Origin of the sequence: Ferrimonas senticii DSM 18821 (assembly GCF_000422665.1) — a bacterium.
In the GTDB taxonomy this organism is placed as follows: domain Bacteria; phylum Pseudomonadota; class Gammaproteobacteria; order Enterobacterales; family Shewanellaceae; genus Ferrimonas; species Ferrimonas senticii.
In genome coordinates, this window is sequence record NZ_AUGM01000001.1 from 408,457 (window position 1) to 428,240 (window position 19,784).

A 19,784-nucleotide genomic window follows, 5' to 3' on the forward strand; every position below is an offset into this window, starting at 1 on the left:
CACATCTGAGTGTTGATCCGACAAATGCAGTTCCGGTGAGAGAGTGGCAGCCCTCCAATTTCTAACCGCAGTCAAAAGTAGAGGTTAGGCCGTCAATTCATCACTAAATATTGACCTCTACTTTTCTCGGGTAGAGGTCATTTTTATTTTCGGGCCAATGATGGGCTACAGGAATTTTGGGCACAAACTGGGCACAAATTTACGATCTGGCCAAAACTGGCAAAATGATGGGGTAGGGCAATGATAGAATTAGCTAACGCCAGAAAAGCAAAAAGCCCGCTTTGAAAGCGGGCTTTTTGCCGATTATGGTGCGTCCGAGTGAACTCGAATCACCGACCCCCACCATGTCAAGGTGGTGCTCTAACCAACTGAGCTACGGACGCAAAATCTGATTGTTTGGTGCGTCTGAGTGGACTCGAACCACCGACCCCCACCATGTCAAGGTGGTGCTCTAACCAACTGAGCTACAGGCGCAAGGATTAGTAAAACTAATCAAGAAAAGTGGTGGGTCCAAGAGAACTCGAATCTCCGACCTCTACCATGTCAAGGTAGCGCTCTAACCAACTGAGCTATGGACCCACTGTTGCTGCTCGTCGACAGCGGTGGCCATAGTAAAACGCTGAATTGGGTCGTGCAAGGCCAATTTCGCCAACTTAGGTGCAAGTGCTGTTAGTTTCGACAATCTGCCTATCGAACCGCGTAATGGCATTGTGGATTAATACTTAGTTGCTGATTTTTAATCCGATATTAATGGCTAAGGAAGGCCGGTGTTAGATTTATCTTAGACATTACGATTACGACTTTGGTCTTATGTGAAACGACGTTTTAAAAATATAGGTTCGTTGTTACTTTATTGTTAAGGCAACCATGGGCACTATCATGAGACTCAATCCAGTCTGTATCGCCCTTGCTAAAAGTGGTATCGGCAAGGCCCATCTTTTAATCGCAACCGCAACAGTTGCAGGCTTGTTTTCATCCGCTGCGGTTGCGGATGAAGCGGTTTCAGAGATCAATGACAACATCGAAGCCATTGAAGTTCGTGGGATCTATTCCAGTTTGCGCGAAGCGGCGATGCTCAAACGAAGCGATGATCGCATTGTTGATGCGATTGTCGCCGAGGATATTGGTAAGCTGCCGGACAACAACATTGCTGAGGCTCTGCAGCGGGTTACAGGGGTGTCAATCAATCGCGATTTTGGCGTAGGCTCTGAGGTTTCCATTCGTGGATTGCCGCAAAACCGGGTGGAGATTAACGGCCGCTCGACCCTTGGTGATGGCCGTAACGGCGTGAATTTCCAAGACTTCCCATCAAGTTTTCTGTCTGCAGTTGAAGTGATTAAATCACCAACACCAGAGATGATCGAAGGGGCCCTTGGTGGCACTATTAGCTTGAAAACCGCCCGGCCATTAACGCTATCAGAACCGCTGTTCGCCGCGTCAATTGATGCTGAGTACGCCGATAAAGCCGATCACTGGGCGCCTATTTTAAATGCCTCCGCCGGTGATAACTGGGATCTAGGTGATGCCGGTACCTTTGGGGCGTTAGCGATGATCTCTTATCAAGACCGCGAACTTCGTCGAGATGAATCGCTGTTACAACTGCAGGTCGGTGCGGTCGATTTGGATGGCGATGGCAACGCCGATCCTGCGCAAAATAGCGCCAGCGGTAACTACATTTACGGCCGTGAGCACACCTTTAATCCTCGCACCGAGAGTCGTGAGCGAACGGCTTATAACTTATCGCTGCAATGGGAACCACAATCCGGCGATGGCAATATCTATTTGGATTTAAGCAAAACCGAACGTCAGGGCTGGCAAGAGGCGTTTTCGATTTTGCACGTTAGCGGCACCCCCAGACAAAGCGACGCAACCTTTGAGGACAGCAATGGTCAACTGCAAAATTTTATCTACGACAGTGTCTTACCCTTGCAAACTGCGGCATCAGAGTTTCGTAATACCGACAGTTACAGTCATGCGCTGGGGGGCGAGTGGACCTTAACCGACAAATTGTTGATATCAGCAGAATATTCATTTGCCAAGTCTGAAAGCTATCAGCCTAAGTCGGAGTTTCGCTTTCGTGGTATTGAGCAGGCACTAGAATTTGCTGATCCAGCGGAAACGAACCAATGGTATGTGCCGGTTTTTTTCTTTAACGGCCAAGACCGGGCGCCGACGGTGGACTTCTTTGAGGATGGCTATGTCTTTACCAATCAGCAAAATCAAGCCTTTCGTCGCTACGAGGATACCCGAACCTTTACCGATAACGAGGAGGACGCCTACCGCTTTGATCTGCAATACGATGAGCCGTTTGGAATTGAGTGGATTGGCAACATTAAAACCGGCGTGCGCTTCACCAATCGCGATTATCAGCGGCAGCAGAAACAATTTCGGTTAACTAACATCTACCGCTATTTAGAGGATGGCGACGGCAATCCGGACATCATCTTTATGGAAGACATTGCCAGCCAGTTTCCAGGGGCGATCGTCGATTACGCCTGGGACGATGCCTTTGATAATTCAGGTCGCAGTGGCATTTATCATCTAAATCGGATCTCGGCTTTCAATGTTTCGTTGCTGCGGGATCAACAAGCGACCTTCGATATCGTCAAGCAGTTGCTGGCAGGCAGCAATTATGAAGTTGCAGGTGATCTTGCGGATAACTTGGCTTATCAACAGGGGGCATATTCCACCATCAGTGAAGACACTAAGGCGTTTTACTTTCAAACTCACTTGGATTTTGATTCGGTGCGCGCGGTACTTGGCGCTCGTTGGGTTGAGACCGAAATCACCGCCGGCGCCTACCAAGAGGGAGTAATTGTCACCGATACGCAAAAATATGACGATTGGTTGCCAAGCTTGAATGTGACATGGGAGGTGGTTGATAACACCTTGCTGCGATTTGCCGCCGGTAAGGTGATGCGCCGCGCCGATTTTGACGAGCTAAGCCCGGCCTATAACTTTCAAGACGCCTACACCACAGCAACCCGTGGCAATCCAGGCCTAGAGCCGTATCGTGCCACTCAATATGATGTTTCGGTAGAACACTATTTTGGTAAAGGCAACGTTCTGACCGCTGCACTGTTCTACAAAGATGTCGAATCATTCCTACGTAGCGATTCCTATTGTGCCGATCTGCCTGACATCGTACGCAACCAAACTAACCGTGATGATTTTGAGAAGATCTGTATTCGACCAACCGAGCGCGGCGACTCTGACAACTGGACCTATGCCACTGATCCCGACTCCCAGATTGATTTTATGGGGATTGAAACCACCACCCGCACCAATGGCGAAAGCGGTAAAGTGCAGGGGCTTGAACTTGGCTACCAGCAACAGTTTGATTTTCTGCCTGGCGCTTTTAGTGGTTTAGGGTTAAGCGCAAACTACACCTACGCTGACAGTGAAGATCCAGATGGTGTGCCGTTAGAGGATATCTCCAAGAACACTTATAACTTGCAAGGTTATTGGGAATATGGCGCCGTATCGCTGCGATTGGCCTATACCTTCCGCGACCGCTTCTTGGATGATTATGACACTAAACGTGTGCGCCCATTGGGACAGAGCATTGGTGCTGATGCTGATGATCCGACCGCCGGTAACGCTTACCGCGAAGATCTGCAGCAGCTTGATTTCTCCTCGAGTTTTGATGTCAATGAGCATCTGACTTTGGTAGCTAACGTCAGCAACATCACCGGTGAAGCCACAATCAACAGCGGCGTAACCGGTACTGGTTATCAGATTTTAGAATCGGACCGTCGATATACGCTTGGCCTAAGGGTTAAGTTTTAGCTGTTGCTATTGCCAACAAAAAACTCGGCGCTTGCCGAGTTTTTTGTGTGATTCACCGAATCGCAAAGTTCTTGCCGTTGGGGCCGACGTCGCAGTTACTAAGAAGTCGTTGCCACTGTTGTTGATGATCGCCAATCGCTTGATAGAACTGTTGCCGCAGGCTGCCCTTGGCGTCACTGAGATAAAAGTTAAAGTAGTGCTGGGCTGGCCACGGCGACAGCAGCTGCTGCAACTGCGGTGTCAGTTGCCGATCCAGTCTTTGGATTTGAGCCAGCCGTGGTTGCAGTCGCGTGGCGTAAATTCGATGCAAGATGTTATTCATTATCTTAAACTCGTCGCTACCGCACAGGTTGCTGCCGACGCTCTCTAGTATGGAGATCGCTTGGTTGAGGCCGTCTGTGGCGATCACCATGGCACGGTGCAGTTGTCGTGGTTGACGATGATGATGCAGAATCTTAAGCGCTTGCTCTAGGTGGGCCGAACTGTTGACAATCGGTTGCTGTGGATCGCTAAGTTGTTGTTTTAACTTAGCTAGTGTTGTCAGTGCTTGTTCAACTTGCGAATTGCTTTGGTAGTCGGCAGCGGCACTGGCATCGAGGTTGTGCCAAATTTCGTCGGAAATTAGCATCAGTCGCGCTGAATAACTTGGTAACCGAGCCTGCTTTTCGGTCAACACAGTGCTTTTCAATTCGATGGCAGCGGCATCGAGTTTTGCATCGTCACAGTGCAGCAACTGCTGCGCCAATTGGTGGTGATAGATAAGTTGCTGCGATGGTGGGGCAGTTTTACCGAGTTGATTGTTGTGTTCGCCAATCAAGTTCATCACCCCACAGGGCTTTAGCGAGAAACTCTCGAATAAGCCATAGCGATTCTCCGCAAGCGGTTGGAATTGGTGTCTGTGGGGTTTGTCTGGAAGCACTAAGGCGGCGGGTTGGCGCTCGGTGTCGAGCACCCGCTCAAGACGACTAACATAGTCATCGAATCCCAAATCATCACGCTGGCAACCGCCAAGCGCAACGATAAGGAAGATAGCCGCTAACGACTTATGCGGCGTTTGCCAAGTGTTGTTGCTCATATCGACGCTGTACCAACTTAAGTCGGGCAATCAGCATGATGGCAGCGGAAGTCAAGCCGGCAATAAAGCCGATCCAGAACCCTTTGGCACCCATCGCTGGTACTACCCAATCGGTAAGACCGAATACGTAACCGACGGTCATGCCGATCAGCCAGTAGGCGATGAACGAGATCCACAGTAGTGGGATGGTGTCTTTGTAACCCCGCAGACAGGCAGCGGAAACGACCTGAATTGAGTCAGAGATCTGGTAGATAGCGCACACCAACATTAGTTCTACCGCCAAGGTTAGTACCAGAACGTCATTGCTGTAGAGTCCGGCAATCCAGTTTGCGCCCAGCACCGTAATCGCGGCGGTGACAGCTGCGACCGCGATGCCTAAAATCATGCCGATTTTGGCAACCATCGCCGCGATATCTGGCTTGCCCTGGCCTAGGTAGTAACCGATACGGATAGTCACCGCGATGCCGATGGACAGCGGAATAATAAAGATTAGGCTAGAAAAGTTGGCTGCTACTTGGTGACCAGCCACTTCAATAGAACCCAGTGGGGCGATCATTACCGCCACAAAGGCAAATAGGGTTACCTCAAAGAATACCGCTAAAGCCACCGGTAAACCGAGCTTGCACAGCATTTTTTGCTGCGCCCATTCCACTTTGCCAAATTCACTAAACAACTTGAAATGGCCAAAGCGTTTGCCGAAAGTGACGTACGCTGCCATTGCCAATGCCATTACCCAAAACACGATAGCGGTTGCCACGCCACATCCGGCCCCGCCCATCGCAGGCATGCCAAAGTGGCCATTGATAAAAATGTAGTTAACCGGAATGTTGATAAGTAGACCTAAGAAGCCGATCACCATCGATGGTTTGGTACAGGACAACCCTTCGGTAAAACTGCGGATCACCACAAACAGCAAAAATGCCGGCGCTCCCCACAGAATGGCATCAATGTAGCCTACCGCCAGTTGCTGCAGTTGCGGTTCCAGATCCATCTTGTTCAATACCACGGTGGCGTTGTCCAAAATCAGCATTGCCAGCACCGAACAAAACGCGGTGAGGTAGAGCATTTGATGGATCAGCGGGCGGATCTTGTCTTCTTGCTTAGCGCCTTGGAATTGGGCAATCACTGCCGGCGTCGCCATTAAGATCCCAGCAAACAGCAAAATGGTTGGCAGCCATAGGCTGGCACCAACGGCCACCGCCGCCATATCGGAAGGGCTAACTTGACCCGCCATAACGGTATCGATGAATCCCATCATGGTTTGCGCGATCTGTGCCGCTAATACGGGCAACGCCAGTTGCACCAGTTTTTTGACTTGGTAGCCTTTGTTAAGCATGTTCTACGGCCAATGTTGCTATCAAAAAGATAAAGTAAGAGAGAAGTATGTTTACCGGTATCGTTCAAGCTGCGGTTGCAGTGGCAGAAATCATCGACCAGCCGCAGTTGCGCACTCTGGTGGTGCCATTACCTGAAGCGTTGCGTCAAGATCTGCAGATCGGCGCCAGTGTTGCCAATAATGGCGTCTGCTTGACGGTGACAAAACTGGCGGATGATAAGGTCTTTTTCGACGTGATGGAAGAAACCTTGAACAAAACCAACCTGGCTCAGTTGCAACCGGGTGACCTAGTAAATATTGAGCGGTCATTGGTGTTTGGCAAAGAGATCGGTGGCCACATTGTGTCAGGCCATGTTCACACCGTTGCCACCCTAAGCGAAATCGATAAAACCGCCACCAATTGCCGGCTCCGCCTGCAACTGCCAAGTCAGTGGATGAAGTACATCTTGCACAAAGGCTTTGTTGGTGTCGATGGCTGCAGCCTGACCGTTGGTGACGTTTACGATGACGGTTTCGATCTGCATCTGATCCCAGAAACCCTGCGGCTCACCAACCTATCGGAGCGGGTTATCGGCGATAAGCTAAATATCGAAATTGACAGCCAAACCCAAACCATTGTCGATACGGTTGAACGCGTGTTGGCGGCGCGATCGAATCTGGTTTAGTTCAGTAGATCTGATCACTGTCGGCATCGACAAACAATCGCAGCGTTTGATGCTGCTCGTCGATGTCGACGCGAAGATGAATTGGCCGACAACAGACCTGACAATCATCGATAAACTGAAGTTCGCCGCCACTGACATCAAACGCCGTGCGGGTGGTTTCGCCGCAATGGGGGCATGCTATATCGTGCACCTGATTACCTGGATTCATCACTTACCTCATCATCCGCATTACGCCCCGGTTAATGCCCCAAGGGAACGGCCGCCATCCACGGCGATAATTTGACCGCTAATGTAGGGCGCATCGACAGCTAAAAACAGTACCGTTTTGGCAATGTCGTCGAGTTCACCCAAACGCCCCAAGGGTACCTCTGCCAACAATGCTTGTTGCTTTTCGGCCGAGATAGCCTGCTCTGGCCACAATATTGCCCCGGGTGATACACCATTGACCCGTACCTTGGGTGCCAATTCCAGTGCCAGTGATTTGGTCATCATCGCCAGTGCCGCTTTGGCCATACAGTATAGAGTGTGGTTCTTTAGCGGGCTGTCTCCGTGAACATCAATCAAATTAATGATGCTGCCGTGATGCTGGGTAAGGGTCGGCGCTAGCGCCTGCGCCAGCAGCAGTGGCGCGCGCATGTTGGAGCCAACCAATTGCTGCCAGTGTTGGTCATCGATCTGACCAATAGGGGTAGGGTAGAACGATGAGGCGTTGTTGACTAAACAATCGACTCGGCCCCAGCAGGCCAGTGCATGACGAGCTAAATCGAGCGGGCCTTCACTGCTGCTTAAGTCCATTTGCAGTACTTGGGCGCTGTCGGCGCGGGTAAGGTTAAGGCTGGCGGCTAGGCGCTCGGCTTCATCTTTGGAGTGACGACAGTGAATCAGCACCCGATAACCTTGTTGGTGAAACTGGCGGATGATCGCCGCGCCAATCCGTTTGGCGCTGCCGGTGACCAGCGCCACCTTGTCGTTATTGATTGTCATTAATTAAGCCCTAGTGTACCGATTGCTCGCAAAACAGCGCTTGCAGCTGGCTTTGGCACTGTTGTAAATAGCTGCCACCGAACAGGTTGAGGTGGTTGAGCAGGTGATACAGTTGATAAATCGGCTTGCGCTGTTGGTAGCCTTTATCCAATGGCCATTCGGCGTCGTAACCGTGATAGAAATCACTCGGCAGCGGCGAGAACAGTTCAGTCATAGCCAGATCGGTTTCGCGGTCGCCGTAATAGCAAGCGGGATCGAACAAACAACCGACGCCATCAACAAACGCCATATTGCCCCGCCATAGATCGCCGTGCAGCAAGCTGGCATCGGGTTTATGTCCTTGCAGAGCGGCAGCGCATGCTTCGACCCAGCGATCGCAGTTACCTAAGTTATGGCCCTTGTCTTGTGCCAATTTGATTTGCCAGCCGATACGTTGCTCGGCAAAGAACTGCGCCCAGTTACTCTGCCAGCGGTTGGGCTGTGGGGTCATGCCGATAAAGTTATCTTCATCGAAGCCATATTGAGATTGGCAATGATCCCGATGCAGGCGTGCCAATTCTTGACCGAACTGGTACCAATCGCTGCTGTTACCTGGGCCGAAGTTTAAGTGCTGTAACACCAAAAAGGCGTTAGTAGCGGTTTGGCCGGAGGTGATCACTTCAGGGATGACTAAACCGCGGTGTTTACTGAGTCGGGTAAGCGCCAACGCTTCCATCCGAAATGGTTCAGCCGCGTCTTTGCTGTTGTACTTTAAAAACAGATCGCAATGACCGTCACTGACCAGATAGGCTTGATGAATGTCGCCACCGGTGATGCTGTGCCTATTGCTGATACTAAAGTCTCGGCCAAGGGCGTCGGAGATCTGCATTCCAATTGCATTCCACATTGTTTTACCTCCTCAGAAACAACTCTGATCTTGGTTTTAGCATAGGTTGTGCAAAAACAAACCGATTTGATTTGCCATTTGCTTGATTAATGACCTTGTTTTTACAAAAAGTTGCTGCAAGTGGATCTCAGTCTTGTTGCCGCAGGGATGAGGACTTAGACTAGGCCTTCATGCGCGTTTTGGGCTTTGGTAAGGCCGCAGCGTTCATGAGTTACTAATCTACTACTTTGAATTCCCATGTGGCCCTTGGTATGGGTCACCACTGCTGGAGTAAATCATGCCGATTATTACCCTTCCTGACGGCAGTCAGCGTCAATTCGACAAGCCAGTTTCTGTAATGGACGTGGCCGCGGACATCGGTCCGGGTCTGGCGAAGTCTTGCTTAGCTGGCCGCATCAATGGCGTTCGCGTTGATGCTTGCGAAATCATCGACCAAGACGTTGAACTGGCGATCATCACCGCTAAAGATGAAGATGGCCTGGAGATCATTCGTCACTCTTGTGCTCACCTGATTGGTCACGCGGTTAAGCAGCTGTGGCCAGAAGCTAAGATGGCGATTGGTCCAACCATCGACAACGGTTTCTACTACGACATCGATCTGGAGCATCGTCTGACCGACGAAGATCTGGTGACCATCGAGAAGCGCATGCTGGAGTTGGCTAAAACCAACTACGACGTGATTAAGAAAACCGTAAGCTGGCAGGAAGCGCGTGATGTGTTCGAAGCCCGCGGCGAGACCTACAAGATTGAGATCCTAGACGAGAACATCGCTAAGGATGACAAGCCAGGTCTGTACCATCACGAAGAATATGTCGACATGTGCCGTGGCCCGCACGTTCCTAACATGCGCCACTGCCAGCACTTTAAATTGATGAGTGTGGCCGGTGCCTACTGGCGCGGTAACTCCGACAACAAAATGCTGCAGCGTATCTACGGTACCGCTTGGGCCGATAAGAAGCAGCTGAAAGCGCACCTGAAGTTCTTGGAAGAAGCGGCTAAGCGCGACCACCGTAAAATCGGTAAAGCGCAAGATCTGTTCCATTGGCAAGAAGAAGCACCGGGCATGGTGTTCTGGCACGCCGACGGTTGGGCGATCTACCAAGAGCTGGAAACTTACATGCGTAAGCAGCTGCGTAAGTTCGATTACGAAGAGATCCGCACCCCACTGGTGATGGATAAGGTGATGTGGGAGCGTTCCGGTCACTGGGACAAGTACTCCGAGATGATCTTCGCTACCGAATCTGAAAAACGTACCTACGCGGTTAAGCCAATGAACTGCCCAGGTCACCTGCAGATCTTTAAGCAAGGCTTGAAGTCCTACCGTGATCTGCCATACCGCATGGCGGAATTTGGTCTGGTACACCGTAACGAGCCATCCGGTTCGCTGCACGGTCTGATGCGCGTACGTTCCTTTACTCAGGATGACGCCCACATCTTCTGTACCGAAGAGCAGATCCTCGATGAGGTAACCTCGTGCATTAAGATGGTGTTCGACACCTACAAGACCTTCGGTTTTGAAGAGATCGAGATCAAGCTGTCTACCCGTCCAGAGCACCGCATTGGTGGCGACGAGCTGTGGGACAAATCCGAGAAGTCGCTGGCGGATGCGCTGGAAGCTAACGGTTTGGCTTACGATCTGCAGCCGGGCGAGGGCGCGTTCTACGGTCCGAAGATCGAGTTCACCCTGCACGACTGTCTGGGCCGTGCGTGGCAGATGGGTACCATTCAGTTGGACTTCTCCATGCCGCAGGCGGACCGTCTGGATGTGACCTACGTTGCTGAAGACAACACTCGTAAAGTACCGGTAATGATCCACCGTGCGATTTTGGGCTCACTTGAGCGTTTTATCGGTGTACTGATCGAGGAGTTTGCGGGTAAACTGCCGACTTGGCTGTGTCCGACTCAGGTTCAGGTGATGAATATCACCGATAACCAAGCGGATTACGTACGCAAGGTTGTCGAAATTCTCAACGATCGCAACATTCGTGCGAAAGCTGACTTGAGAAACGAAAAGATTGGCTTTAAAATCCGCGAGCACACTTTGAAGCGCGTCCCGTATCTATTGGTCTGTGGTGATCAAGAGATGGAAAACGGCGAAATCGCGATTCGTACTCGTAATGGTGTTGATTTGGGTAAAATGACCATCGAGCAATTTGCCGATGCGGTATCCAAAGAGATCAATACCCGTAGTCTTAATATGCTGGAGGAATAAGCGATTAAAGGCGGAAAAAAACAGGGTCCTTTAGACAAGGATCGTAACCGTATCAATGGTGAAATTCGTGCTCGTGAAGTACGACTGATCGATGCCCAAGGCGAACAAGCTGGCATCCAAACTCTGGAAGTGGCGCTGAAAATCGCTCAAAACCACGATTTGGATCTGGTTGAGATTAGCCCGAACGCCGAGCCACCAGTATGTCGCATCATGGACTACGGTAAGTTCTTGTACGAAAAGAGCAAGGCTGCCAACGAACAGCGTAAGAAAACCAAACAGATTCAGGTTAAGGAACTTAAATTCCGTCCTGGAACTGATGTAGGCGACTATCAGGTAAAACTACGCAACCTGGTTCGCTTCTTGGAAGACGGTGACAAAGTGAAATGTACACTGCGTTTCCGTGGTCGCGAGATGGCGCATCAACAGTTAGGCTTTGACCTTCTGAATCGAATCAAAACCGATGTAGAAGAGCTGGCCGTTGTTGAATCCTTCCCGAAAATGGAAGGTCGCCAAGCCATTATGGTTCTTGCACCTAAAAAGAAACAGTAAGCGCATTCCAAGTAACAAAGTCAGCCGGGGCTTTGCCTCGGCTTCTTTGTTCGCCTTACAGTTCATTTAATTAACAATGCGGAGTTTCTTCAAATGCCGAAGATGAAATCTCACCGTGGCGCTGCAAAGCGCTTCAAGAAGACCGCCTCTGGCGGCTTCAAGCGCAAGCAATCACACCTGCGCCACATCCTGACCAAGAAATCTACCAAGCGTAAGCGTCACCTGCGTGCCGCTGCGATGGTTGCAAAAGTAGACGTAGCATCGGTTCGCCGCATGCTGCCTTACGCTTAATTGATTGGCTAGGAGTTAAAACATGGCTCGTGTAAAACGTGGTGTGACCGCTCGCGCTCGTCACAAGAAAGTACTGAAGCAGGCTAAAGGTTACTACGGTGCCCGTAGCCGTATCTATCGTGTAGCATTCCAAGCCGTTACCAAGGCTGGTCAATACGCTTACCGTGATCGTCGCGTTAAAAAGCGCACTTTCCGTCAGCTGTGGATCGCCCGTATCAACGCTGCTGCTCGTCAGAACGGTATGTCCTACAGCCGCTTCATCAACGGTCTGAAAAAGGCATCTGTTGAAATCGATCGTAAGATCCTGGCTGATATCGCTGTATTCGACAAAGTAGTATTTGCTGCTCTGGTAGAAAAAGCTAAAGAAGCTCTGGCTAAGTAAGATTGATTGCCTTCGGGCAATAGCTTAATTATCCAAAAGAAAGGGGAAGCTCAAGCTTCCCCTTTTTTATTGCCTTTTTTGGTGGTAATAGTTCCTATTCTCCCCAAGAGTCGGTTACCACAAAGGCGTAGCATTGATGCAGTGGGTCAAACAATTGCTGGGCATAAGCGCACCGATGTTGGTTTTGCCAACGGGGTAGCGTGCGCCAATCGTGACCGCCAAACCAATCTTGACGGCTAAGCATTCGCCAATCCTGACTAGGTAGTTGCGCTTGCCGATACCAACGACCGATGATCGCTTGTTCACTTAATCGTGGTGGCAGTGCCAATTGGCTTTTGGGTTGAAACAGCCGGCCTTGCAGAATGATCCGCTGCGCTGCTATTGGCCAAGCTTTTTCTGCTAGTAACTTTTTTGCTAATTGGGTTTGGCTTAGCGGTAACTGTTTGCTGAGTAGCTGTTCCAACTTATTCGCTAAAGTGTCTTTGCGGTTGGGACCAATCCAATTGCCGGGATCGCTGCCATCGATCTCACCTAAGTAAAACTTTACCGCCAACTCCCAATGTTCAATCTGTTCCGTTTTCAGATTGCGCACCACCAGATCTAAAGCGCCATGAGTACGACGGTGATCGGCAATAACCAGATCGTGCGCCAACAATTGGTAGTGTGGATGGTCGTTAACCAACGCACACCACAACTGTTCATAGTAGTGGCCGAGACGAGCAGGGCGGCCAAGTTGATTAGCCGCTGCGGCGATCTGCGGCAACTTAGCTAATAACGGCGCAGCAAACTCGCTAAGCCATTGGCTATCAACAAAAGCGCCTTGCTGATACAACGGTGGCGAGGTTAAACACCAATGCAGATCGCGAACTAAGCGAGGCAACGCAAACATTCCCAATTTTCCTTTTGGTTTTTGGGTCTAGCTGGTGAAAAACAGGCAAAACAAAGCCGGTCACATGTGACCGGCTTGATTGTAACCTTGTTAGCGCGAGATTGCGTTGTCTGGCTTGACTGCGCTTAGTGGCCCCGTGGCAACTTACTGCCTTTGGCGATCTGCTCTGCCCATAACTGTTTTGGAGTCATTCCACCGGTGCCGGTTACTTTGACTGGGGTTTTCGCCGCAGCGGTTTTTTTCGCTACCACAGCTTGTGGCTGGGCAGGGATCAGGTCACCAAATTGGGTTGCCATCGCGGCAAGTTCGGCCAGACGTACGGATTTGCCGTCGTCAATTTTAAACCAGCTGCCTTTTTGCTCGATAACTGGCTGTTTGCCGTGTTGGGCGACGTACGCTGCAGTAAATTGCGCGATCACCTCTTCCTTAATCAGTTTTGACATGGATCGGTTCTGTAGTGGGTTGAAATTCAGCGCGCCATAATACCGGTCTGCCGATTCGGGTTCAACTTTGGCTGGTTGATTGTTCGCCATCTTTTGGCCAAAGTGCGCTTGCTCATAAGTTAACAACAACCGCCTTTACATTATCGCACTTTTGCCTGCGAAATAAGCGAGTAGCAATTATGCTCAACAGAAGTTTTCAGGATGAAGAGGTGCTCTATGTCATCAGGCTATCGCGTTGCAGTGTTTTCCACTAAACCCTACGATCAGCGGTTTTTAAATGCGGTTAACCAACAGGGTGTCGAATTATGTTACTTCGAAGAGCGTTTGCGCGAAGAGACGGTAAAGTTAACCGAGGGCTTCGACGCGGTTTCCTGTTTTGTTAACGACATCGTCGATGCCCATGTCATGCAGCAACTGGCGACCAACGGTATCAAAGTTATCGCTTTGCGTTGTGCAGGCTTTAACAATGTCGATCTCGATGCCGCTAAAGCTTGTGGGATCCGAGTCTGCAATGTTCCAAGCTATTCTCCAGAATCGGTGGCCGAACACACCTTGGCGCTGATGTTCGCCCTTAATCGCAAAATCACCCGTGCCAATAGTCGGGTTCATGAACACAACTTTGAGCTGGAAGGGCTGCTTGGATTTAATTTCGCGAAAGCAACCATTGGCATTATTGGCACCGGCAAAATCGGCCTAGCGACCTTGCGTGCGCTAAAAGGGTTGGGGGCGGAGCTGCTTTGTTATGATCCCTATCCAAGCGATGCGGCGGCGCAACTGGCGACCTATGTTGATCTTGATACGCTGTACCGGCGCAGTAACGTTATCAGCTTGCACTGCCCGTTAACTAGTGACAGTTACCATTTGATTGACGATGACAGTATCGCCAAGATGCAAGACAACGTGATGATCATTAATACTTCCCGCGGTGGGCTGGTAAATGCACAAGCCGCGTTGAATGGCTTGAAGTCAGGCAAAATTGGTTACCTTGGTTTGGATGTCTATGAATTGGAAGGCGATATTTTCTTCCGCGACCTCTCGGATCACGTCCTTAATGATGATGTGTTCGCCTTGCTGCTGAGTTACCCTAACGTTTTGATCACCGGTCACCAAGGTTACTTCACCAAAGAAGCCTTGGAACAGATCGCAGCCACCACGCTTACCAATCTTGAGCACTTTTTTAATGGTGAACTCAGTGGTAACGAATTAGTTGAGTAACCATGAAACGCAGCGACTTTATTAGCTATCTAGATAACCTTCTGAAGCCTTGGCAGATCTCGGACTATGCCCCGAATGGCCTGCAAGTTGAGGGTAGTGAACTGATCACTAAAATCGCTACCGCCGTCACTGCCGATAAAAATGCGGTCGATCAAGCGGTCGAGATGGGCGCGGATTGCTTGCTGGTGCACCACGGTTACTTTTGGAAAAGTGAACCGGCGGTGATCACCGGTATGAAGCAGCGACGGATTAAGGCGTTGTTGGTAAACGACATCAATTTGATTGGCTATCACCTACCACTGGATATTCATCCAGTGGTGGGCAATAACGCCCAATTAGCGAAGTTGTTTGGCTTTATTGAGGTTGAGCCGCTGCATCTGGGTAATGACACCGACCTAGTGTTGAAAGGAAAGTTGGCGACGCCGATGACCGGTGCCGAGCTTTCCGGTTTGATTGGTGACAAACTTAACCGCCAGCCACTGCATATTGCCGGCAGCGACAAGCTAATTGAAACCATTGCGTGGTGTAGTGGCGGCGCCCAAGATTACATTGATGAAGTGGCTAAGTTCGGCATCGACGCGTTTATCTCTGGTGAAGTGTCAGAGCGCACCTACCACAGTGCGGTAGAGCAGGGCGTTCACTACTTCGCTGCTGGTCACCACGCCACCGAACGTGGCGGTATTAAGGCGTTGGGTGAGCAGATCGCCGAAGAGTTGGGTTTAGAAGTGGTGTTTGTTGATACCCCAAATCCGGTTTAATACCTGAGAGTAAAGTAGCCAGTCGTGAACATTTGGGAAGCCATCAGATATCAGTGATTAGTTTTTAGAAAACAACTAACTTGCGGCAGTCTTAGTGCCAGCTTTTTCTGAACAAATAAAAAACCGAAGCGTGCTGCTTCGGTTTTTTATTTAGCGTGCTTTTGCGCCGAATAAATGGTCTCAATCAAGGCGGGCAACGAAGCTGCTAGTGGGCTCTAACAGTGAGTTGGCCAACGACGAGTGAGGCCGTTTAGGCAAGCAAAAGTAGTTACATAACGCGCTGGCCTGGAATCGCACCACTATCCGGACTTAGGATATGGATATCTTTACCACCAGGGCCGGCGGCCAACACCATACCTTCAGATACCCCGAACTTCATCTTACGTGGTGCTAAGTTGGCTACCATGATGGTCAGGCGACCTTCCAGATCTTCTGGGTTGTACGCGGACTTGATGCCGGCAAACACGTTGCGGGTTTCACCGCCCAGATCCAGCGTCAGCTGTACCAGTTTATCGGCACCTTCAACGTGGGATGCTTTTGCAATGCGGGCGACACGCAGATCCACTTTAGCGAAAGTGTCAAAATCGATGGTATCAACGATCGGCTCTTTGCTCAGTTCGTCGTTTTGCTCAAGCTCGGCTTTTGGTGCCGCCGCTGCTTGTTCTGCCGCTAAGTCTTGCTTAGTGGCTTCAACAATGGCTTCAATTTTGGCCGGTTCAATACGCTGGATCAGCGCTTTGAACGGCGCAATCTCATGACCGGTCAGAGTATCGTCGATGCGCTCCCAACGCAGTTCGCTGTTTAGGAACGCTTCTACATTCTGTGCCATCTGCGGCAGTACCGGCTTCAGATAGGTCATCAGAATGCGGAACAGGTGAATACCCATGGAGCAGACTTCGTGAGTTTTTTGCTCCATGCCTTCCTGTTTGGCCATTGCCCACGGTGCCATCTCGGCGATGTAGCCGTTAGCTTTGTCCGCCAGCGCCATGATTTCGCGAATGGCTTTGCCGTATTCACGAGACTCATACAGCTTAGCGATCGACTCTTGGGCGTTTTGGAACTCCGCCAGCAGCGCTGGGTTTTCCACTTCAGCGGCCAATTTGCTGTCGAAACGCTTAGCGATAAAGCCCGCAGTACGAGAGGCGATGTTAACCAGTTTACCAACCATGTCGGAGTTTACGCGCTGGGCGAAATCTTCCAGGTTCAGATCCAGATCGTCGATGCGGTCGTTCAGCTTCGCGGCGTAGTAGTAGCGCAGGTATTCTGGGTGCAGGTGATCCAAGTAAGTGCGCGCCTTAATAAAGGTACCGCGGGACTTAGACATCTTCTCCCCGTTTACGGTGACGTAACCGTGGGCAAACACGTTGGTTGGCATCCGCAGCTTGGCGCCGTTCAGCATCGCTGGCCAGAACAGGCTGTGGAAGTAGATGATGTCTTTGCCGATGAAGTGGTACAGCTCGGCGTCGGAATCGGCGCCCCAGTACTCTTCAAAGTTCAGATCGTCGCGCTTCTGACACAGGTTGTCGAAAGCACCCATGTAACCGATTGGGGCATCCAGCCACACGTAGAAGAATTTCTTGCCGTCGGTGCCTGGGATCTCGAAACCAAAGTACGGAGCATCGCGGGAGATATCCCACTGCTGCAGACCTTGCTCAAACCACTCGTTCAGTTTGTTGGCCATCTCTGACTGCAGCGCGCCAGAGGTGGTCCACTGCTGCAGTACTTCTTTAAACTGCGGCAGATCAAAGAAGTAGTGCTCGGACTGCTTCATTACCGGAGTTGCACCAGATACCACAGATTGTGGGTTGATTAGTTCAGCTGGGCTGTAGGTAGAACCACAAACTTCACAGTTATCGCCGTACTGATCTTCCGCCTTACATTTCGGGCAGGTGCCTTTAACGAAACGATCCGGCAGGAACATCTCTTTTTCAGGATCGAACAGCTGTTCAATGGTGCGAGTGGCGATGTAACCGCCTTGATTCAGACGGTTGTAAACTTCAGTCGCCCACTTGCGGTTTTCATCGGAGTGGGTGGAGTGATAGTTATCAAATTCCACCAGGAAGTCGGCGAAGTCAGCTTGGTGCTCGATGGCAACCTTGGCGATCATCTCTTCTGGAGTCATGCCAAGTTGCTGGGCTTTCAGCATGATTGGGGTGCCGTGGGTGTCGTCGGCGCACACATAGGTACACTTGTGGCCGCGCAGCTTCTGGAAACGAACCCAGATGTCGGTCTGGATGTATTCCAGCATATGGCCCAAGTGGATCGGGCCGTTGGCGTATGGCAACGCGCTGGTTACCAAAATCTTTCGAGTGTCGACTGCCATCGTTTGTTGCTTCTGACTGATACGTAGGAAAGCGGCAAGTCTAACTGAACTCCCCGATTTTTTCATCTGTGCGAGTACCTTCCGCAGGTTTTATCGCCACCATTTGATACACTCAGCAAATCAGCCAAAAACAAGGATTTACTCTGTGTCTGAAATGCCGTTGCAAAATACCTTAGCCGAGCCGCTATCTTCCCTGGTGCTTGAGAAACTGGCCCAGATCCCAGCGCCACTGCTGGACACCGATCTGCTTACGGCCGGGATCATCCGCACGTTGTCGATGGATGGCGCTTGTTTGCAGCTTGGGATGGTGATGCCATACCCGGCGCAAAGCCAATATCGTGAATTGGTGATGGCGATTACCAGCGCTTTTGCTGACGTTGATGAAGTGGCTCAGGTTGAGTGTGAAATCGGCCTTAACGTGGCTGCCGTTAGCAGTGGCAGTGCTGCACCGCATCCGAACATTCGCAACGTGATTGCGGTCGGTTCTGGCAAGGGCGGGGTAGGCAAATCTACTACCGCGGTTAACTTGGCGCTGGCACTTGCCAGTGAAGGCGCTCGGGTTGGAATGCTGGATGCCGACATCTATGGGCCATCGATCCCAACCATGCTTGGTTGTACCGATTTTCAGCCGCAAAGCTACGATGGTAAAACCATGCAACCGGCGTTCGTCCACAATATTGCGGCGATGTCGATGGGCTTTTTAGCAAGCGACGATAACGCCACCGCATGGCGCGGGCCGATGGCGGCTAACGCGATGGTGCAACTGCTGGAAGAGACCAACTGGCCGGAACTGGATTACCTAGTGATCGATATGCCACCGGGTACCGGCGATATTCAGCTAACCTTGGCTCAGAAAATTCCGGTGTCTGGGGCAGTGATCGTTACTACTCCGCAAGAGATCGCCACCTTGGATGCCCGTAAAGGGATCACCTTGTTTAATAAGGTGCATGTGCCGGTGCTGGGGATTGTCGAGAACATGAGCTATCACCTTTGTAGTAATTGCGGCAGTAAAGAGCATCCATTTGGACAAGGCGGTGGACTGGAAACCGCAACACGCTACAATGTGCCGCTTTTGGGGGAGTTACCGCTAAATGTTTCAGTTCGTGAGCATTTAGATGGTGGCACACCAACGGTAGTAGCCGAACCAGACGGCGCAATCAGCGATGACTATCGCCACATTGCCCGAAACGTTGCTGCTGCTCTTATCAAACGCTCGCAGCCGCAGGGGCTGAGTATCGAGATCACGGAAGAATAAGCTATCGCTGGGGGCGCTTTGCTCCCAGTCCAAACTATTCTGTTAGAGACTGCAACACTATGACCTCACAACAGCAATGCGTCATCATCGGCATCGCCGGTGCTTCCGCTTCCGGCAAAAGCCTGATCGCTCGTACCATTTACGAAGAGCTGACTGCCGATCTAGGGACTGATCAAATTGAGGTGATCAACGAGGATTCCTACTACAAGGATCAATCCCACCTAACCATGGAAGAGCGGGTTAAGACCAACTATGACCACCCGAATGCGCTGGATCATGATCTGCTGGTACACCACCTGAAGATGCTGAAATCCGGTGCCGCTGTTGAGGTTCCAACCTACAGCTACGTTGAGCACACCCGCACCGCGGAAACTCACACTGTGACCCCGAAAAAGGTGATTATCCTTGAAGGGATCCTACTGCTGACCAACCAAGCGCTGCGCGATCAGATGCACACCACCGTGTTTATGGATACGCCGCTGGACATCTGTTTTATCCGCCGTTTGACCCGCGACGTAAAAGAGCGTGGTCGTTCGATGGAATCGGTGATCACCCAGTATCAAGAAACTGTGCGGCCGATGTTCCTGCAGTTTATTGACCCATCTAAGCAGCACGCTGATATCATCGTGCCGCGCGGTGGCAAAAACCGTATCGCCATCGACATTCTGAAGGCTAAAATCCGTCAGTTGTTAAACGCGTAACAACAAGCATTACCCAGAGGGCTGTTTTTAA

Annotated in this window: 18 protein-coding genes and 3 tRNA genes; 10 read left to right on the forward strand and 11 right to left on the reverse strand. The window is 50.9% G+C overall.

Annotated features, from left to right (window positions below):
• Positions 1–306: 306 nt before the first annotated feature.
• From G506_RS0101895 to G506_RS0101905, 3 genes are all read right to left on the reverse strand, one after another.
• Positions 307–383, reverse strand: a tRNA-Val gene (locus G506_RS0101895).
• Positions 384–397: 14 nt separating this feature from the next.
• Positions 398–474: transfer RNA gene (locus tag G506_RS0101900), tRNA-Val, on the reverse strand.
• Between the two features lie 28 nt (positions 475–502).
• Positions 503–579 (reverse strand) — tRNA-Val (locus G506_RS0101905).
• A gap of 387 nt (positions 580–966) precedes the next feature.
• Here G506_RS0101905 and G506_RS0101910 point away from each other — a divergent pair.
• Positions 967–3,789: a TonB-dependent receptor gene (locus G506_RS0101910; protein ID WP_205619452.1), complete on the forward strand. Its 2,823-nt coding sequence runs from the start codon at positions 967–969 to the stop codon at positions 3,787–3,789.
• Between the two features lie 52 nt (positions 3,790–3,841).
• Here the strand turns inward: G506_RS0101910 and G506_RS0101915 are convergent, their stop codons facing one another.
• Both G506_RS0101915 and G506_RS0101920 read right to left on the reverse strand, forming a co-directional pair.
• A complete protein-coding gene (locus G506_RS0101915; RefSeq protein ID WP_028115400.1) occupies positions 3,842–4,864 on the reverse strand; it encodes a DUF3080 family protein in 1,023 nt (340 codons plus the stop codon).
• Positions 4,833–6,200: an MATE family efflux transporter gene (locus G506_RS0101920; protein ID WP_028115401.1), complete on the reverse strand. Its 1,368-nt coding sequence runs from the start codon at positions 6,198–6,200 to the stop codon at positions 4,833–4,835. Before G506_RS0101920 ends, G506_RS0101915 begins: the two co-directional genes overlap by 32 nt.
• 47 nt (positions 6,201–6,247) lie before the next feature.
• Between G506_RS0101920 and G506_RS0101925 the strand changes: the two genes are divergently transcribed.
• The gene (locus tag G506_RS0101925; protein ID WP_028115402.1) at positions 6,248–6,865 is read left to right on the forward strand and encodes a riboflavin synthase; all 618 of its coding nucleotides are present in this window, start codon (positions 6,248–6,250) and stop codon (positions 6,863–6,865) included.
• A 1-nt stretch (position 6,866) separates the two neighbouring features.
• On the opposite strand, the gene G506_RS0101930 is transcribed toward G506_RS0101925, so the two are convergent.
• The 3 genes from G506_RS0101930 to G506_RS0101940 are packed head-to-tail and all read right to left on the reverse strand — an operon-like array spanning position 6,867 to position 8,735.
• Positions 6,867–7,073, reverse strand: a complete 207-nt coding sequence (locus G506_RS0101930; RefSeq protein WP_028115403.1) for a CPXCG motif-containing cysteine-rich protein — start codon at positions 7,071–7,073, stop codon at positions 6,867–6,869.
• 20 nt (positions 7,074–7,093) lie between these two features.
• Complete coding sequence (locus tag G506_RS0101935; protein WP_028115404.1) at positions 7,094–7,849, reverse strand: pteridine reductase; 756 nt, start codon at positions 7,847–7,849, stop codon at positions 7,094–7,096.
• Positions 7,850–7,859: 10 nt separating this feature from the next.
• A complete protein-coding gene (locus G506_RS0101940) occupies positions 7,860–8,735 on the reverse strand; it encodes a fructosamine kinase family protein (protein ID WP_028115405.1) in 876 nt (291 codons plus the stop codon).
• Positions 8,736–9,012: 277 nt separating this feature from the next.
• Between G506_RS0101940 and thrS the strand changes: the two genes are divergently transcribed.
• The 4 genes from thrS (at position 9,013) to rplT (ending at position 12,169) form a co-directional block, all read left to right on the forward strand.
• The gene (gene thrS / locus G506_RS0101945) at positions 9,013–10,947 is read left to right on the forward strand and encodes a threonine--tRNA ligase (protein WP_028115406.1); all 1,935 of its coding nucleotides are present in this window, start codon (positions 9,013–9,015) and stop codon (positions 10,945–10,947) included.
• A 3-nt stretch (positions 10,948–10,950) separates the two neighbouring features.
• Entirely contained in the window at positions 10,951–11,496 is a 546-nt protein-coding gene (gene infC, locus G506_RS0101950; RefSeq protein WP_084631070.1) for a translation initiation factor IF-3, read from the forward strand.
• Positions 11,497–11,589: 93 nt separating this feature from the next.
• The gene (gene rpmI / locus G506_RS0101955; RefSeq protein ID WP_028115408.1) at positions 11,590–11,787 is read left to right on the forward strand and encodes a 50S ribosomal protein L35; all 198 of its coding nucleotides are present in this window, start codon (positions 11,590–11,592) and stop codon (positions 11,785–11,787) included.
• Positions 11,788–11,809: 22 nt separating this feature from the next.
• Positions 11,810–12,169: a 50S ribosomal protein L20 gene (gene rplT / locus G506_RS0101960; protein ID WP_028115409.1), complete on the forward strand. Its 360-nt coding sequence runs from the start codon at positions 11,810–11,812 to the stop codon at positions 12,167–12,169.
• A 94-nt stretch (positions 12,170–12,263) separates the two neighbouring features.
• Here rplT and G506_RS20270 read toward each other — a convergent pair whose 3' ends face one another.
• A complete protein-coding gene (locus G506_RS20270) occupies positions 12,264–13,058 on the reverse strand; it encodes a DUF1853 family protein (protein WP_051201819.1) in 795 nt (264 codons plus the stop codon).
• A gap of 125 nt (positions 13,059–13,183) precedes the next feature.
• Positions 13,184–13,501, reverse strand: a complete 318-nt coding sequence (locus tag G506_RS0101970) for a hypothetical protein (RefSeq protein WP_028115410.1) — start codon at positions 13,499–13,501, stop codon at positions 13,184–13,186.
• Between the two features lie 216 nt (positions 13,502–13,717).
• Between G506_RS0101970 and G506_RS0101975 the strand changes: the two genes are divergently transcribed.
• Together G506_RS0101975 and G506_RS0101980 are read left to right on the forward strand one after the other, a co-directional pair.
• A complete protein-coding gene (locus G506_RS0101975) occupies positions 13,718–14,716 on the forward strand; it encodes a 2-hydroxyacid dehydrogenase (protein WP_035386889.1) in 999 nt (332 codons plus the stop codon).
• A 2-nt stretch (positions 14,717–14,718) separates the two neighbouring features.
• On the forward strand, positions 14,719–15,474 hold the full coding sequence (locus G506_RS0101980; protein WP_028115412.1) for a Nif3-like dinuclear metal center hexameric protein: 756 nt from the start codon (positions 14,719–14,721) through the stop codon (positions 15,472–15,474).
• Between the two features lie 268 nt (positions 15,475–15,742).
• Here G506_RS0101980 and metG read toward each other — a convergent pair whose 3' ends face one another.
• Positions 15,743–17,797: a methionine--tRNA ligase gene (gene metG / locus G506_RS0101985; RefSeq protein WP_028115413.1), complete on the reverse strand. Its 2,055-nt coding sequence runs from the start codon at positions 17,795–17,797 to the stop codon at positions 15,743–15,745.
• Positions 17,798–17,942: 145 nt separating this feature from the next.
• Here metG and apbC point away from each other — a divergent pair, with 145 nt between their 5' ends.
• Entirely contained in the window at positions 17,943–19,052 is a 1,110-nt protein-coding gene (apbC, locus tag G506_RS0101990) for an iron-sulfur cluster carrier protein ApbC (RefSeq protein ID WP_028115414.1), read from the forward strand.
• Between the two features lie 59 nt (positions 19,053–19,111).
• The gene (udk, locus tag G506_RS0101995; RefSeq protein ID WP_028115415.1) at positions 19,112–19,753 is read left to right on the forward strand and encodes a uridine kinase; all 642 of its coding nucleotides are present in this window, start codon (positions 19,112–19,114) and stop codon (positions 19,751–19,753) included.
• Positions 19,754–19,784: the final 31 nt, after the last annotated feature.